At 71.8% G+C, this 14,070-nt stretch carries 16 protein-coding genes; 7 read left to right on the forward strand and 9 right to left on the reverse strand.

What is annotated here, in order from left to right; genetic code table 11:
- From PV363_RS04900 to ssd, 3 genes are all read right to left on the reverse strand, one after another.
- On the reverse strand, window positions 1-670 hold a 670-nt coding region (locus PV363_RS04900; protein ID WP_301021795.1), incomplete at its 3' end, for a type II secretion system F family protein.
- A gap of 5 nt (window positions 671-675) precedes the next feature.
- Window positions 676-1,872, reverse strand: coding sequence for a TadA family conjugal transfer-associated ATPase (locus tag PV363_RS04905; protein WP_301021796.1), 1,197 nt, complete (start codon window positions 1,870-1,872; stop codon window positions 676-678).
- Window positions 1,873-1,901: 29 nt separating this feature from the next.
- On the reverse strand, window positions 1,902-2,990 hold the full coding sequence (gene ssd, locus PV363_RS04910; RefSeq protein ID WP_301021797.1) for a septum site-determining protein Ssd: 1,089 nt from the start codon (window positions 2,988-2,990) through the stop codon (window positions 1,902-1,904).
- A gap of 147 nt (window positions 2,991-3,137) precedes the next feature.
- Here ssd and PV363_RS04915 point away from each other — a divergent pair, with 147 nt between their 5' ends.
- Window positions 3,138-3,971, forward strand: coding sequence for an HAD family hydrolase (locus PV363_RS04915; protein ID WP_301021798.1), 834 nt, complete (start codon window positions 3,138-3,140; stop codon window positions 3,969-3,971).
- A 288-nt stretch (window positions 3,972-4,259) separates the two neighbouring features.
- Here PV363_RS04915 and PV363_RS04920 read toward each other — a convergent pair whose 3' ends face one another.
- Window positions 4,260-5,000 carry an oxidoreductase gene (locus PV363_RS04920; RefSeq protein WP_301021799.1) on the reverse strand — a complete coding sequence of 247 codons (741 nt, stop codon included), beginning with the start codon at window positions 4,998-5,000 and terminating at the stop codon, window positions 4,260-4,262.
- 49 nt (window positions 5,001-5,049) lie between these two features.
- On the opposite strand from PV363_RS04920, the gene PV363_RS04925 reads away from it, so the two are divergent.
- The 3 genes from PV363_RS04925 (at window position 5,050) to PV363_RS04935 (ending at window position 6,827) form a co-directional block, all read left to right on the forward strand.
- Window positions 5,050-5,832 carry a class I SAM-dependent methyltransferase gene (locus PV363_RS04925; RefSeq protein ID WP_220343155.1) on the forward strand — a complete coding sequence of 261 codons (783 nt, stop codon included), beginning with the start codon at window positions 5,050-5,052 and terminating at the stop codon, window positions 5,830-5,832.
- A gap of 128 nt (window positions 5,833-5,960) precedes the next feature.
- Window positions 5,961-6,245 carry a helix-turn-helix transcriptional regulator gene (locus PV363_RS04930; protein WP_220343722.1) on the forward strand — a complete coding sequence of 95 codons (285 nt, stop codon included), beginning with the start codon at window positions 5,961-5,963 and terminating at the stop codon, window positions 6,243-6,245.
- Window positions 6,246-6,317: 72 nt separating this feature from the next.
- Complete coding sequence (locus PV363_RS04935; RefSeq protein WP_220343154.1) at window positions 6,318-6,827, forward strand: DUF402 domain-containing protein; 510 nt, start codon at window positions 6,318-6,320, stop codon at window positions 6,825-6,827.
- A 4-nt stretch (window positions 6,828-6,831) separates the two neighbouring features.
- Here the strand turns inward: PV363_RS04935 and PV363_RS04940 are convergent, their stop codons facing one another.
- Complete coding sequence (locus PV363_RS04940) at window positions 6,832-7,206, reverse strand: VOC family protein (protein ID WP_220343153.1); 375 nt, start codon at window positions 7,204-7,206, stop codon at window positions 6,832-6,834.
- A gap of 75 nt (window positions 7,207-7,281) precedes the next feature.
- Between PV363_RS04940 and PV363_RS04945 the strand changes: the two genes are divergently transcribed.
- A complete protein-coding gene (locus tag PV363_RS04945) occupies window positions 7,282-8,742 on the forward strand; it encodes a GuaB1 family IMP dehydrogenase-related protein (RefSeq protein ID WP_220343152.1) in 1,461 nt (486 codons plus the stop codon).
- Between the two features lie 3 nt (window positions 8,743-8,745).
- Here PV363_RS04945 and PV363_RS04950 read toward each other — a convergent pair whose 3' ends face one another.
- The 3 genes from PV363_RS04950 to PV363_RS04960 are packed head-to-tail and all read right to left on the reverse strand — an operon-like array spanning window position 8,746 to window position 10,720.
- Window positions 8,746-9,360, reverse strand: coding sequence for a CbiQ family ECF transporter T component (locus PV363_RS04950; protein ID WP_301021800.1), 615 nt, complete (start codon window positions 9,358-9,360; stop codon window positions 8,746-8,748).
- Window positions 9,357-10,070, reverse strand: coding sequence for an ABC transporter ATP-binding protein (locus PV363_RS04955; protein ID WP_220343151.1), 714 nt, complete (start codon window positions 10,068-10,070; stop codon window positions 9,357-9,359). Before PV363_RS04955 ends, PV363_RS04950 begins: the two co-directional genes overlap by 4 nt.
- 2 nt (window positions 10,071-10,072) lie before the next feature.
- Window positions 10,073-10,720 (reverse strand): biotin transporter BioY, encoded by a 648-nt coding sequence (locus PV363_RS04960; RefSeq protein ID WP_301021801.1) that lies wholly within the window; start codon window positions 10,718-10,720, stop codon window positions 10,073-10,075.
- Between the two features lie 36 nt (window positions 10,721-10,756).
- Here PV363_RS04960 and PV363_RS04965 point away from each other — a divergent pair, with 36 nt between their 5' ends.
- Window positions 10,757-11,347 carry a TetR/AcrR family transcriptional regulator C-terminal domain-containing protein gene (locus tag PV363_RS04965; RefSeq protein ID WP_220345898.1) on the forward strand — a complete coding sequence of 197 codons (591 nt, stop codon included), beginning with the start codon at window positions 10,757-10,759 and terminating at the stop codon, window positions 11,345-11,347.
- Here PV363_RS04965 and PV363_RS04970 read toward each other — a convergent pair.
- Window positions 11,328-11,681 (reverse strand): hypothetical protein, encoded by a 354-nt coding sequence (locus PV363_RS04970; protein WP_220343149.1) that lies wholly within the window; start codon window positions 11,679-11,681, stop codon window positions 11,328-11,330. The genes PV363_RS04965 and PV363_RS04970 overlap by 20 nt on opposite strands.
- Before the next feature lie 390 nt (window positions 11,682-12,071).
- Here PV363_RS04970 and acs point away from each other — a divergent pair, with 390 nt between their 5' ends.
- Entirely contained in the window at window positions 12,072-14,018 is a 1,947-nt protein-coding gene (acs, locus tag PV363_RS04975) for an acetate--CoA ligase (RefSeq protein WP_220346299.1), read from the forward strand.
- Window positions 14,019-14,070 lie beyond the last annotated feature (52 nt).

A 14,070-nucleotide genomic window follows, 5' to 3' on the forward strand; every position in this document is an offset into this window, starting at 1 on the left:
CTGGGAGGACGGCGAGGAGTCGAGCGGTCGCCCTGGGCGGCCCGAGCGTCGCGTCGACCTCCCTCACCAGGTCGTCGCGCGCGCGGAGGTCGTCGACGACACGATCGAGGACCGACGCCAGGCCACCGCCGGCGCGGGCGCTCACCGTCCACGCCGCCGCCACGTCGGCGAGGCCCTCGGCGCCGGGACGCTCCGCCGCCGTTCGGAACGCCGCGCCCGCGTCGCCACCCAGCCGCACGTGGGCGGCGACCGCCCGGAGAACCGGGTAGTCGCCGGCGACCCGTTCGATCGCCATCGCCGCCGGAAGTCCGGCGGCGAGCTCGGCTCCCAGAGCCTCACAGGCCGCGGTTGTCTCCGTATGGGTGGCCCGGCGATCGCGACGGGCTCGCGACCGGGCACGCAGACCCGCGACCAGCCACGCGATGCATCCGGCCACGACAACGACGGCAGGCGTGACACCGGTCGTCGCGAGGACGGCGACGGTCGCCGCCGCGACGAGGGCAGGTCGCGTCGCGGCAGCTCTCGCCGATCGCCGCTCAGGTGCGGAGACGAGTTGACGCCTGCTCGAGGTGACGGCTGCGGAGACGCGGCGGCTGCTCGCGGGCCCCCAGCCCAGCAGGACCGTCGCCGCCCCGAAGCACGCCGCCCCTGCGACGTCCCATCCCGCCACGGCCGTCACTCGATGCCCTCGAGACCGTCCGTCCGGAGCTCGCCGAGGCTGGGGAGGAGCTCCCTCAACCGGTCACGGCCGGGACCCTCCTCGACCCGCCCGTGACCGATCACGGTCAGTGCGGCCGTGCACTCGACCGTGCGGTCGGCCGTCGGCCGGAAGACGGCCACCTCGGCGACCCGTCGTCGACCGCCGCTGTCCCTGACGAGATGGACGACGAGGTCGAGCGCCGCCGCGAGCTGACTGTGGAGCGCGGCGCGAGGAAGCCCTGCCGCCATCGCCAACGCCTCGAGCCGTGCCGGCACGTCCCGCGACGTGTTGGCGTGGAGCGTCCCGCAGCCTCCCTCGTGACCGGTGTTGAGCGCGCCGAGGAGGTCGACCACCTCGGCGCCTCGCACCTCCCCGACGACGAGACGGTCCGGGCGCATCCGCAGTGCCTGGCGGACGAGGTCTCGGAGGACGACGCTCCCCGCGCCCTCGACGTTGGCCGGCCGTGATTCGAGCGCAACCACGTGGGGGTGGTCCGGCCGGAGCTCGCTCGCATCCTCCACGAGCACGAGGCGTTCGAGCGGGTCGACCGCACCGAGCATGGCCGACAGGAGCGTCGTCTTGCCCGTGCCGGTGCCGCCGGTGACGAGGAAGGCGGTCCGATGACGGACGACCGCGTGCAGCACCCGGCCCACGGCGGAGGCGAAGGCGCCCAGCTCGGCCAGCTCGTCGAGGGAGTAGGCGACGCGCGCGGGCACACGCAGCGACAGCGCGGTGCCTGGTCTGGCGAGGGGAGCGAGCACGGCGTGCAGACGCGTCCCGTCCGGGAGCCGTACGTCGACGAACGGCGAGGCGTCGTCCAGCCGACGCCCTGCGGCAGCAGCGAGCCGCTGGGCCAGCCGCCGCACCGCGTCGTCGTCCTCGAAGACGACGTCGGTGCGCTCGAGGCCCGCACCACGATCGACGTACACCGCCTCGGGGCCGTTCACGAGGACGTCGGTCACCCCGACGGTGCGCAAGAGGCCCTCGAGAGGTCCGGCACCCACCGTCTCCCGGTGAAGCGCGTCGACCACAGCGAGGACCGTCGTGTCACCGTGGACATGCCCTCCGACGCGCAGTGCCTCGGCCACGCGCTCCGGCGTAGGCCGCACACCGGCGGCGGCGATGCGGTCCCGCACCTCGACGACGAGACCTCGCTCCGGGGCCCTGGGCACGACGTGCTCGCCCCCTGCCCGTGTCGGCCTCACGCGGCGATCTCCGGGCCGAGCGACGCCCAGACCGAACGGGCGGCGGCGCGGACCGAGGAGTGGCGAGCGACCGGCCCCACTCCCTCCTCGACCGCCCGCCGGAAGCGGGGGTCCTCGCCGACTGTCGCGAGGAGGGGAAGATCGAGCGCGTCGGCGACGACGTCGGAGGGCAGGGCTCCACGGCGCCGTCGCACCACGACCCGGACGTCGGTCGCCCATGCCGACACGCGGCGCACGACGCCGGTCGCCGCACCGACCGCGCGGACATCGGCGGGGACGACGACCACCAGCACGGCAGCACGGGTCACGATCTCGGCAGCGGCGTCATCGAGGTGGCGGGGCAGGTCGACGACCACGAGGTCGTGCACCCGCCGCACCGCAGTGAGCACCGACCGGACGACCTCGTCGCGCGCCGGGTCGGTGAGTCCGCGCTCCCACGACAGGACGGCGAGCCCGCCCGAGCGGGGCAACGATCGACGCAAGGCCGCGCCGCTGAGCCGCCCGTGGGTCGAGGCGAGGTCGCCCCACCGAAGGCCGGCGGCGTCCTCGTCACCGAGCAGCAGGTCGAGACCGCCTCCGACGGGGTCACCGTCGACCAGGAGCACCTCGCCACCGTCGCCCCTGCGGTCAGCAGCGGCACACAGCGCGACGGCGGCCGCGAGCGACGAGGCACCTGCGCCACCGCACCCGCCGACGAACGCGAGCACGGGCGCATCACCGGCACCGCCGTCTGCCCGGTCGACGAGCACCTCGGCCAGCGTGTCGTCGTCGCGCGGGAGCACGAGCACCGCCTCGGCACCCACGGCGAGAGCGGTGCTCCAGGTGGCCGGCAGCGGATCGGCGACGGCGACCACCCAGACGTCCGGGCGTCGCTCGGGCGCCGGCGCCGCCCGGGGGCCGAGGACGTCGTCGCCGAGCACGACCACCGAGGCCGTGCTCCACAGCGACCGCGCGGCGCCGACCTCGCTGCAGACGACCGGCTCCACACCGGCTCCGGCGCACAGCCGGAGGACGGCGTCGAGGATCTGCTCGGAAGCGGTGACCAGCAGGGGTCGTGACGGCGCGGTGGCGTACGAGGCAGGCATGCCCCAAGGGTGTGTCCCGCCACCCGGTCACGGACGCACCGCTCGTCGGCCTGTGGACACCGCCGCCCTGGGGACGGGCGTTGTCGCCGCACCCTTGTCTGGAGTTATTCGTCGGTGCTCGTCCCAACGGCTGTCTATGCTGATCGGGTGACCACGTCCGAGGCGACGCCCGTGCCCCGTGCGCGCACGCGCTCAGCGGCGTTCTTCGACCTCGACAAGACGATCATCGCCCGGTCGAGCACGCTCGCGTTCTCCAAGCACTTCTACGACTCCGGGCTCATCAACCGGCGATCGGCGCTACGCAGCGCCTACGCGCAGTTCGTCTTCGCACTCCAGGGGGCCGACCAGGCCCAGATGGAGAAGATGCGCGCCTATCTCACCCAGCTCGTCAAGGGGTGGGACGTCGAGACCGTGCGTCAGGTGGTCGCCGAGACGTTGCACACCGTCGTCGACCCGCTGGTCTACGCGGAGGCGGTCGAGCTGATCGGTGCTCACCACCAGGCGGGGCGCGACGTCGTGATCGTGTCCGCGTCCGGCTCGGAGGTGGTCGAGCCGATCGGCGCCCTGCTCGGTGCGGACCGCGTGATCGCGACCCGGCTGGTCGAGGAGGAAGGCCTCTACACCGGCGAGATCCGGATGTACGCCTACGGCGAGAACAAGGCCGTCGCCATCCGTGAGCTGGCCGAGGCCGAGGGCTACGACCTCAGCGACTCCTACGCCTACTCCGACTCCGAGACGGACATCCCCATGCTCGTCGAGGTCGGCCATCCCTCGGCGGTCAATCCCGACAAGGGTTTGCGCCGCGTCGCCGTCGAGGAGGGTTGGCCGATCCTCGAGTTCGCCGAGCCGGTGGCGCTGAAGACCCGTATCTCGCTCGACTCGACCGGCAGCAAGGTCGCTGCGGCCGGTCTGGCTGCCGCGGCCGTCTCCGCCGCGGCAGGAGTCGCTCTGCATCAGATCAAGAGGCGCCGGACCGACTGACGACCCGACCTGGTCGGATTCTCTCGCCCCGGAGGGGTAGCCGTAACCCGCTGAAGCGGGTACAAAGGAGACAGGAAAGCGGCAGACCGGATACTCGGTACCCACGCGGCGATCATCCCGTCCTAGAGGGAGACCGCTCACGGGAGAACCCATCGAGGCCCCGGAGTGGTGCTACGGAGTTCAGGACGCTTGGTAGCCGAGGTCAAGGCCAGCCGAAGACGCGCCATCTCAAGCAGATGGCGCGTCTGCTGTCTGCTGTCTGCTCCGGCCGTACGGCGCCGCGACGGGTCATCCCCGCCGTCGCGGACCCTTCGGGGGCTCGACCGGGGCAGCCTCCGCCCCGTCGGCGTAGGCCTGCGCGGCGTACAGCAGCCACCGGTGGACGCCGGCCGTGCCGCCTTCCTCGTACTCGCCCAGAAGCTTCGCGTATCCCGCTCCGGCCAGCCTGTGCCCCGCCTCCGGCACCGTCAGGCTGGCAGGGTCGACGCCCTTCGCAACGAGGACCAGCCGCTCCGCCGCCCGCGCGACGATCCTGTTGTCGGAGACGAAGGCACCGGCGGTCGCGATCTCGGCGTGGACCACCGCGGCGACGAGCAGCCCGGGCGCCTGGGTCGGCGCCACGACGGCCTGTGCGAGGGTCCCCAGACGGCGCGCGCCCTCGGGCGAGACCGGTCGACCCAGCTCGTCGTCGGCGACCCGGCCGCGGGCTACCAGCGCGTGCAGACGCGCGATCGCCTGCAGGGGCGCGGTGTTCCAGGTGGGCACCAGACCGAGAAGCTCGGTCGTCATCCGCGCCACCGCCAGAGCGAGCGGGTCCGCCTCGCCGGCCCGCAGCCCGTCGGGATCGTACGGCGCGCCCTCGATGGCGGCGCTCGACGCGGCACCGAGCAGGAGCGAGTCGGCCGTCATCTCGGGAGTGCTGCGGCGAAGGCCGCGGTCACGGAGCAGGGAGTCGATGCCGTCGCGGGTAGCGGCGAAGGCAGACGGCACACCGTCCATCGCGACCAGCGAGGAAAAGGGGTCAGGCACGCCCTGCAGAGTACCCGGACCGACAGGAGCCACTTGGTAGCCTCGGCCTGTGGACAGGTCCTGGGAGCGCACGCGCGGGTTCGACGCGTACGCCAGCGACTACGCGCTCGCCCGGCCCTCCTATCCCGAGCGGGCGGTCCGGTGGCTCGTCGGAGAAACACCCGTACGCGTCCTCGAGGTCGGCGCCGGCTCCGGGCAGATGACGGGAGCACTTCTCCAGGCGGGTCACGAGGTGGTCGCGCTCGACCGCTCGTCGGAGATCCTGGGGCAGCTCGCCTCGCGGCTGGACGTGCCGGTGGTGCGCGGCGTCGCCGAACGGTTGCCCTTCCACGCCGGGGCGTTCGACGTCGTGGTCGCCGCCGAGTCGTTCCACTGGTTCGATCCGCTGCGCACCCTCCCGGAGCTCGCCCGCGTGCTGCGGACAGGCGGCCGGCTGTCGCTGGTCTGGAACACCCGGGACGAGTCCGTCCCGTGGGTCCGCCGACTCACCTCGATCATCGACGCCGAGCCCGACGACCTCGAGGAGATCACCGCGTCGCTGCCCCTGTCGGGCCTGTTCGGGCTGCCTGAGTCGTCCGAGTACGGCTTCTGGCAACAGCTCGACCTCGACGCGCTCCTGGCCCTCGTCGCGTCACGCTCGTCGATCGCCGCGCGCCGGGCGGCCGAGCGCGATCACATCCTCGCGCAGGTGGCCGGGCTGTACGAGAGCCACGCGAGCGGTCACAACGGCCTGCGGATGCGCTACGCGACGCGATGCTTCCGCGCCGAGGTCCACAAGGACGCGCTCAACCCCGGCACCGTGGCGCGCGAGCTCCGCGTCGACCTCGGCTGAGGGCCGCCGACACGTCTGCTGAGAGCGAACGCGGTCGATTCCGATGGCGCCGACTTGGGTCACCGGCCTAGCGTGAAGGGGTGACCACGTCGCTCGTCCCCGTCCAGCCCGCACCGGAGCCCACGCCGCTGCTGCGCCACGCGCTGGGTGACGCACTGCGAGACGAGCGCCAGGCGCGCGGACGGACGCTCCGCGACGTGGCGAAGTCGTCGCAGGTCTCGCTGGCCTATCTCTCTGAGATCGAGCGTGGTCAGAAGGAAGCATCCTCGGAGATCATCGCCGCCGTGTCCACGGCTCTCGGGATCACCATGCTCGACCTGGTCGCCTCGGTGGCCCGCACGTACGCGGTGCACGAGGGCCACGGCGCGATGCGTGCCGCCGGCGGGCCGTGCCCGGTCGCGATCGCTGCCTGACCGGTGCACGCGGCGGGCTCAGGGGGGCGTGCCGCCGTCACGCCTGCCTCGCCCGGCTCGCGGGTACGGCAGGTGACCACGAAGTACGGCGGACACCCGCACTGGGAGTTCGACACGGTCCTCACCGTGACCGACGACCTAGGCAGCTGGTTGTTCATGCCCGCGGGCTCGCAGATGGTGCGTCCCGGACGGGTGATCGCGACCAGGGTCGCGAGCATCACCCTCGTGCCTCACACCGATCCGTACGTGGCGACGTTCCACGCCGTCGAGGACGACCCGACTCAGCTCCTCCGATGGAGGCTCTATGTCGACATGACGACGCCGGCCGTCTGGGAGCGCCCTGATCTGGTCACGATGCTCGACCTCGACCTGGACGTCGTGCAGACGGTCGACGGGACCGTCGAGCTGCTCGACGAGGACGAGCTCGCCGAGCACCGCGTGACCCTCGGCTATCCCGACGACGTGGTGGCCCTCGCCGAGCGGTCGGCCGCTGACGTCGTGCGGGCGGTGAGCGCCGGCACGGAGCCGTTCGGGACCCTCGGCCGGCGCCGCCTGCGCGACGCCGTCCGCGCGTACGGGTAGGCGCTCAGGCCTGCGACCAGGCCCCGAGCTCGTTGCCGCTCGGGTCGAGGAAGTGGAACCGGCGGCCACCCGGGAATCCGTACGGCCCCTGGACGACACGCCCACCCGCGGCGGTGACGGCCTCGGCGCACGCCTCCAGGTCGTCGGCGTACAGCTGGACCAGCGTGCTGCCGCGCACCACCTCGTCAGCGAGCCGGAGACCACCCGCCTCGTGCCCCTCCGGCTCGGCGGGCGTGCGGAATCCGGCGTACTCGTCGCCGTACGGGACGATCTCCCACCCGAAGGCCTCGCGATAGAACGCGGAGGCCGCGGGCAGGTCGGTGACGGCGATCTCGACGTAGTCGACCGACAGCGGGATGAGGTGCTCATGAACAGGCATGGCGCCACGGTGCCATCGGGGTCGGACAAGTTCGTGTGACGCGAGCGGCGTGACGGCAGCGATCAGTACGCTGGAATGGTGCGCTTCCTCAACGATCTGCAGCCGACCGGCGATCTGACCTACAGCGACGTGTTCATGGTGCCGTCGCGCTCCGACGTGACCTCACGGTTCGACGTCGACCTCACGACTCCCGACGGCGTCGGCACGACGATCCCGATCGTCGCCTCCAACATGACGGCGGTCTCCGGTCGCCGCATGGCCGAGACCCTGGCGCGGCGGGGCGGGCTCGCCGTCATCCCGCAGGACATCCCGCTCGACGTCGTCGGGCGGTCGGTCGCCCAGGTCAAGGCCGCGCACCCCGTCTACGACACCCCGGTGTCGGTCTCGCCGGACACGACCGTCGGGGAGGCCCTCAGCCTCCTGAGCAAGCGGGCGCACGGCGCCGTCCTGGTGGTCGACGGCGACAAGCCTCTCGGCGTGGTCACCCACCACGACGGGGCGGAGGTCGACCGCTTCGCCCAGGTGCACGAGGTGATGAGCACCGACGTCCTCACGGTCCAGGCGTCCGACGAGCCGCGCGCGATCTTCGACGCTCTCAGCGAGCGCCACGTGTCGTACGCGCCGGTGCTCGACGGTGGCGACCTCGTCGGCGTGACGACCAAGAAGAGCGCGCTCCGCTCCACCCTCTACACCCCGGCGCTCGACCCGGAGGGCCGTCTCGAGGTCGGTGCCGCGATCGGGATCAACGGCGACGTCCGGAGCAAGGCCGCGGCGCTGCTGGCGATGGGCGTCGACGTGCTGGTCGTCGACACCGCCCACGGCCACCAGGACAAGATGCTGCGCGCCCTGCCGGAGGTCGTCGCCGAGCGGGACGCGTACGCCGACCAGACAGGGCGTCGCATCCCTGTCGTCGCCGGCAACGTGGTCTCCGCAGAGGGCACCCGTGACCTCGTCGCCGCCGGAGCCGACATCGTCAAGGTCGGGGTCGGTCCGGGCGCGATGTGCACGACGCGCATGATGACCGGAGTCGGCCGGCCGCAGTTCTCGGCGGTGCTGGAGTGCGCCGCCGCGGCCGCCGAGCTGGGCGCGCACGTCTGGGCCGACGGTGGCGTCCGCTACCCGCGCGACGTCGCCCTCGCCCTCGCCGCAGGAGGCTCGAGCGTGATGATCGGCTCCTGGCTCGCCGCCACGTACGAGAGCCCCGGCGACCTCCGCACCGGTTCCGACGGTCGCGACTACAAGGAGTCGTTCGGCATGGCGTCGGCCCGCGCCGTCTCCAACCGGACCCGCGACGCCGCCGGCTTCGAGCGGGCCCGCATGGCGTTGTTCGAGGAGGGCATCAGCACCTCGCGGATGTACGTCGACCCGGAGCGCCCAGGCGTCGAGGACCTCGTCGACGAGATCATCGCCGGTGTCCGCTCGTCGGCCACCTACGCCGGCGCCCGCACCATCGGGGAGTTCGCGGAGCGCGCGGTCGTGGGGCTGCAGAGCACCGCCGGGTACGAGGAGGGTCGCCCGCTGCACGTGAGCTGGTGACGCTCAGTCGTCGCCGAGGCCTCGGGCCGCGAGCGCGTCACCGGTCTCCTGAGCACGGGCGACGACGCGGATGACGAACGGTGACAGGTACGCGCGCGGTCGACGCTCGAGCCCGCGCGCACGCGCGGCGTCGCGGGTCTCGACGGCGATCGCGATCGTCCCCGGGAGCGCCTGGATCGCGAGTCCCAGGGTCAGGGCGACGCGCTCGGGATCGGCTCCGAACCGCCGGAACGGCCGGATCCAGCCCACGACGGCGTCGAGCATCGCGTTGACGGGCGTCGTGGTCGTGAGCACGACCGCGGCGAGGGCGAGCGCGACGAGGTCCACCACCGTCTCGATCGCCCGGTCCGGTCCCTTCAGCCACCACTGGAACCCGGCGACGACGACCGCGATCAGCAGCACGCTGCGCGCCGCCCGCAGCACCGACCCGAGCGCGACCTGGGCGAGCACGGCCGCGGCCACCGCCAGCGCGAGGAACACCCACGACGCCGGCATGCTGCGTACGGCGACGACCGCGATGCTGAACGCCGCGAGCGCGCTCACCTTGGCTCCCACCGGCATCCGGTGCACGACGGAGTCGCCGGGCTGGTGAAGGCCGACGAGGACCGGGGTGCTCACCTCACCGCTCCCGACCGCGCCTCCACCGACGCGACGTAGTCGTCCACCGCGGCGTCGGCCGCACCGTCGTAGCGGAGGCGACCGTCCTCGATCACGAGCACGCGGTCACAACGCCGGGCGAGCGCGAGGTCGTGGGTGACCAGGAGCAGCTGCTGGTCGAGCCCCAGGAGGACATCGCCCACGGTGCGGGTGTTGGCGAGGTCGAGCAGCGTCGTCGGCTCGTCGGCGACGACGACCGCGGGCTGCACCGCCAGCACCCCCGCGAGGGCGAGCATCTGGCGCTGGCCTCCCGACAGCGCGTGCACGCTCGTGTCGGCGAGATCGGCCAGGCCGAAGGAGTCGAGGACCTCCAGCGCGCGGGCACGCCGTGCCGCAGCCCTCTTGACGTGCCTGCGCAGCGACAGCTCGACGTCCTCGACGCACGTCGGCATCACGACCTGTGCCGCCGGGTCGGTGAACACGAACCCGACGCGGCGGCGTACGCGGGAGGCGTCCCGCGCGACGTCCACCCCGTCGACCAGGACCCGACCGGTCGTGGCCGTCACCAGACCGTTCACGAGACGCGCAAGGGTGGACTTACCGGACCCGTTGGCTCCGACGACGCCGATGCGGCGCTCGGTGAGCTCGAGCGTGATGGGCTCGAGCACGACCTTGGGGCCGTGCGGGGTGTCGACCGTGACGCCGGCGGCATCGAAGCTGAGCGTGGGCACGGTCAGGGGTGGAGCAGCTTGGGGAAGGCGCGGTGCACCTCGGCGGCGATGATGGCGACCAACGTCGTCTTGAGCAGGTCGCCGACCCAGAAGGGCGCGTCCCACGTGGCCGCGGTCCACAGCGAGACGTCCTGGTGGATCGCCATGCCGACGATGCCCATCGGGTGGATGACGAGGATGCTCGCAGCCATCGAGCAGCAGAACACCCACGCCGCGCGAGTCTTGTGTCGCGGGCCGGCGACGTAGGCCACCAGGAACCCGCCCAGTGCGGCGGCGAACGGGAAGCTGATCAGGTAGCCCGCGCTGACGCTGGTGAAGGCCCCGAGGCCGGCGCTGTGCTCGGCGAAGACGGGGAGCCCGATGGCACCGAGGGTGAGGTAGAGGGCCACGGCAGCGAACCCTCGGACGGGCCCGAGCAGACAACCCGTGAGCATCACGGCGAAGGTCTGGAGCGTGATCGGGACGCCGGCCGAGCCGACCGGGATCGCACCGATGTAGGCGCAGGCGGAGATGAGTGCGGCGAACGCCGCGATCAGGGCGAGGTCGGTGGTCGAGAACCTGCGGGAGCTCGCCCGCGCAGTCGGCGTGGCGTCGGGCGTGGTGTCTGGGGTGGCGTCGAGCGACATGAGCATCTCCTGAACGGTGTTCACCTGAACAGTGTTCAGGCTAGTCGATAGGGTGGGCTCATGGCCAACAGCCTCCAAGACGTCGTGGACGCGGCACTCACCGTGCTCGACACCCACGGTCTCGAGTTCCTCTCGATGCGACGGGTCGCGGCCGCCCTCGACGTCCAGCCCAGCGCGCTCTACCACCACGTCCCCAACAAGCAGACGCTGTTGGCGTTGATGGCGGACGAGATCCTCGCCCGAGGCCGGCGAGACGAGCCGGCGGGCAGCTGGGACGAGCGGGCGAAGGCGCTCTGCCACGAGTTCCGCAGCGCGATGCTGGCGGTCCGCGACGGCGCCGAGGTGGTCGCGACAGCGTCAGCGTTCGGCCTCGGTGCGCGCGAGCCCGAGGAGAGGCTCGTCGCGGCGCTCGAGGACTTCGACGACGACGTCGCCGTCTCGGGCGCGAGGACGATCATGCTCTTCGTGCTCGGGCATGCCTCAGCACGTCAGATGCACGAGCAGGCGAGCGCCACCGGGGCGATCGCGCGCGACGACTCGATCGGGTCGGCGGCGTCCTTCGACCTCGGGCTGGGACTGATCCTGTCCGGGCTCCGAACCGTGTCGCCCGTGGCGGCGCGAGCGCCCCGCCTCAGCGCATCATCTCGCTGAACGAGGACGTCGGCGTCGACACTCCCTGCGGGCCGACGACGATCTGGCTCGCCAGCCGGAACACCTCGATCAGAAGCCGGTCGAGGGTGTCCACGAGCGCTGCCTCGTTGGGCGTGCTGCTCCGGAACAGCTGGGTGTCGACGTTGCGGTGCGCCTCCACCCAACCGATCGAGGACCACGACTCTGCGACGGTCGTCGCGACGTCGCCGCGATAGTCGCTGGTGAGCCGCAGCCGAGACCCTGCTCGGTGACTGAAGATCACGATGCGCCGCATGGACGACGGGCCCTTGGTGGTGGCTTCATGAATGATCTGCCAACCGGGATACGCGGTCACTTTGCTCTCTTCTTCGTTTCTTGCGGTCGCCGAACCAACCGTCCTGTACCGCCCCCGTGCGCGTCATCCTAGCCCCTCCGAGCACGCGTACACACCCACTCCCCGCAGAATGATCTCCACCACAGTGGATTCGGCGAATCGTTGGTATTTCAGCCATGTGTCGACCGGCGACGACCTGCCGGCCCGTGAGACCGGTCACGCGCCGGGCCGGCCGGCAGCGAGTCCGATCCGCAGGTCGTACGGCGCCTGCCGCCGACCGCACGGACCACGCCGTTGATCGATCCGGCGCGGTCCCGCACCCCGTACAGCATGTGACCGGGGGCACAATGGTCGGCGGAACGTGCCGCCGAGACCTGAGGAAGTGCCGTGGGAGAGTCGCTGTCCAACCTGATGCAGGAGAACCGCCGTTTCGAGCCCCCCGCCGAGCTGGCAGCCGACGCCAACGTCACGGCCCAGACGTACGACCTCGCCGCCGAGGATCGCCTGGCGTTCTGGGCCGACGCGGCACGACGCCTGGACTGGGAGAAGCCGTTCACCGAGGTTCTCGACTGGTCCAACCCCCCGTTCGCGAAGTGGTTCGCCGACGGCACGCTCAACGCGTCGTACAACTGCGTCGACCGGCACGTCGAGGCCGGCCGCGGGGACAAGGTCGCCTTCCACTGGGTCGGCGAGCCCGAGGGTGACACGCGCACCCTCACGTACGCGGACCTCAAGGACGAGGTGAGCAAGGCCGCGAACGCGATCGAGGAGCTGGGCGTGGAGGCCGGCGACCGGGTCGCCATCTACATGCCGATGATCCCCGAGGCGGTCGTCGCCATGCTCGCCTGCGCGCGCATCGGCGCGGTGCACACGGTCGTGTTCGGCGGCTTCTCCGCCGACGCCCTCGCCAGCCGCGTGGTGGACTGCGGCGCCAAGCTCGTCATCACCGCGGACGGCGGCTACCGCCGTGGCGCCCCCTCCGCTCTCAAGCCGGCCGTCGACGAGGCGGTGGCCAAGGTGTCGGCGGAGCAGCCGGGACTCGTCGAGAACGTCCTCGTCGTCCGCCGCACCGGTCAGGACGTCGCATGGAACGGCGATCTCGACGTCTGGTGGCACGAGGTCGTCGACGCGTCGTCGACCGAGCACCGCCCCAAGGCCTTCCCCGCCGAGCACCCGCTCTACGTCATGTACACGTCGGGCACGACCGGCAAGCCCAAGGGCATCCTGCACACCACCGGGGGCTACCTCGCCCAGGCCGCGTGGACGCACTGGGCGGTCTTCGACCTGAAGACCGAGACCGACGTCTACTGGTGCACCGCCGACATCGGCTGGGTCACCGGGCACAGCTACATCGTGTACGGCCCGCTGGCCAACGGCGCGACGCAGGTGCTGTACGAGGGCACGCCGGAGACCCCGCACAAGGGCCGGTGGTGGGAGATCATCCAGGAGTACGGCGTCACCATCCTCTACACCGCCCCGACGGCGATCCGCACCTTCATGAAGTGGGGCGCCGAGATCCCTGCGGAGTTCGACCTCTCCTCGCTGCGTGTGCTCGGGTCGGTGGGCGAGCCGATCAACCCCGAGGCGTACGTCTGGTACCGCGAGACCATCGGAGGCGGCCGCACACCGGTCGTCGACACGTGGTGGCAGACCGAGACCGGCGCGATCATGATCTCGCCGCTCCCGGGCGTCACCGCGGCGAAGCCCGGCTCGGCGATGCGACCGATCCCCGGCATCGCCGCCGACGTGGTGAACGACGACGCCGAGTCGGTCCCCAACGGCTCCGGCGGATACCTCGTGCTCACCGAGCCGTGGCCGTCGATGCTGCGCACCCTGTGGGGCGACGACCAGCGGTTCATCGACACGTACTGGTCGCGCTTCGCGAACCTGTACTTCGCCGGTGACGGGGCCAAGAAGGACGACGACGGAGACCTCTGGCTCCTCGGCCGGGTCGACGACGTGATGAACGTGTCCGGCCACAGGTTGTCGACCACCGAGATCGAGTCCGCGCTGGTGTCGCACCCGAAGGTCGCCGAGGCCGCCGTCGTCGGCGCCACGGACGACACCACGGGGCAGTCGGTCGTCGCGTTCGTGATCCTGCGCGAGTCCGCCGGAGACGGCGGCACCGAGATCGTCGCGGACCTGCGCGCCCACGTCGCGAAGGAGATCGGCGCGATCGCGAAGCCGAAGTCGATCATGGTCGTCGCCGAGCTGCCCAAGACGCGCTCGGGCAAGATCATGCGCCGACTCCTCCGCGACGTCGCGGAGAACCGTCAGGTCGGGGACGTCACCACCCTGGCCGACTCCGGCGTGATGGATCAGATCAAGACCGGGATGTCGTCGTCCTCGGAGGACTGAGCACACCGGCAGCACCGGGCGTCGTACGGGTCGGCCGCTCCCGACCCGTACG

Origin of the sequence: Mumia sp. (assembly GCF_028803055.1) — a bacterium.
GTDB lineage: Bacteria > Actinomycetota > Actinomycetes > Propionibacteriales > Nocardioidaceae > Mumia.

What these genes read in the sequence shown, in the direction of transcription:
- ssd (WP_301021797.1), bottom strand. Translation starts at nt 2,990, where the DNA reads ATGCCTGCCTCGTACGCCACCGCGCCGTCACGACCCCTGCTGGTCACC.
- acs (WP_220346299.1), top strand. Translation starts at nt 12,072, where the DNA reads ATGCAGGAGAACCGCCGTTTCGAGCCCCCCGCCGAGCTGGCAGCCGAC.
- PV363_RS04965 (WP_220345898.1), top strand. Translation starts at nt 10,757, where the DNA reads ATGGCCAACAGCCTCCAAGACGTCGTGGACGCGGCACTCACCGTGCTC.
- PV363_RS04940 (WP_220343153.1), bottom strand. Translation starts at nt 7,206, where the DNA reads ATGCCTGTTCATGAGCACCTCATCCCGCTGTCGGTCGACTACGTCGAG.
- PV363_RS04945 (WP_220343152.1), top strand. Translation starts at nt 7,282, where the DNA reads ATGGTGCGCTTCCTCAACGATCTGCAGCCGACCGGCGATCTGACCTAC.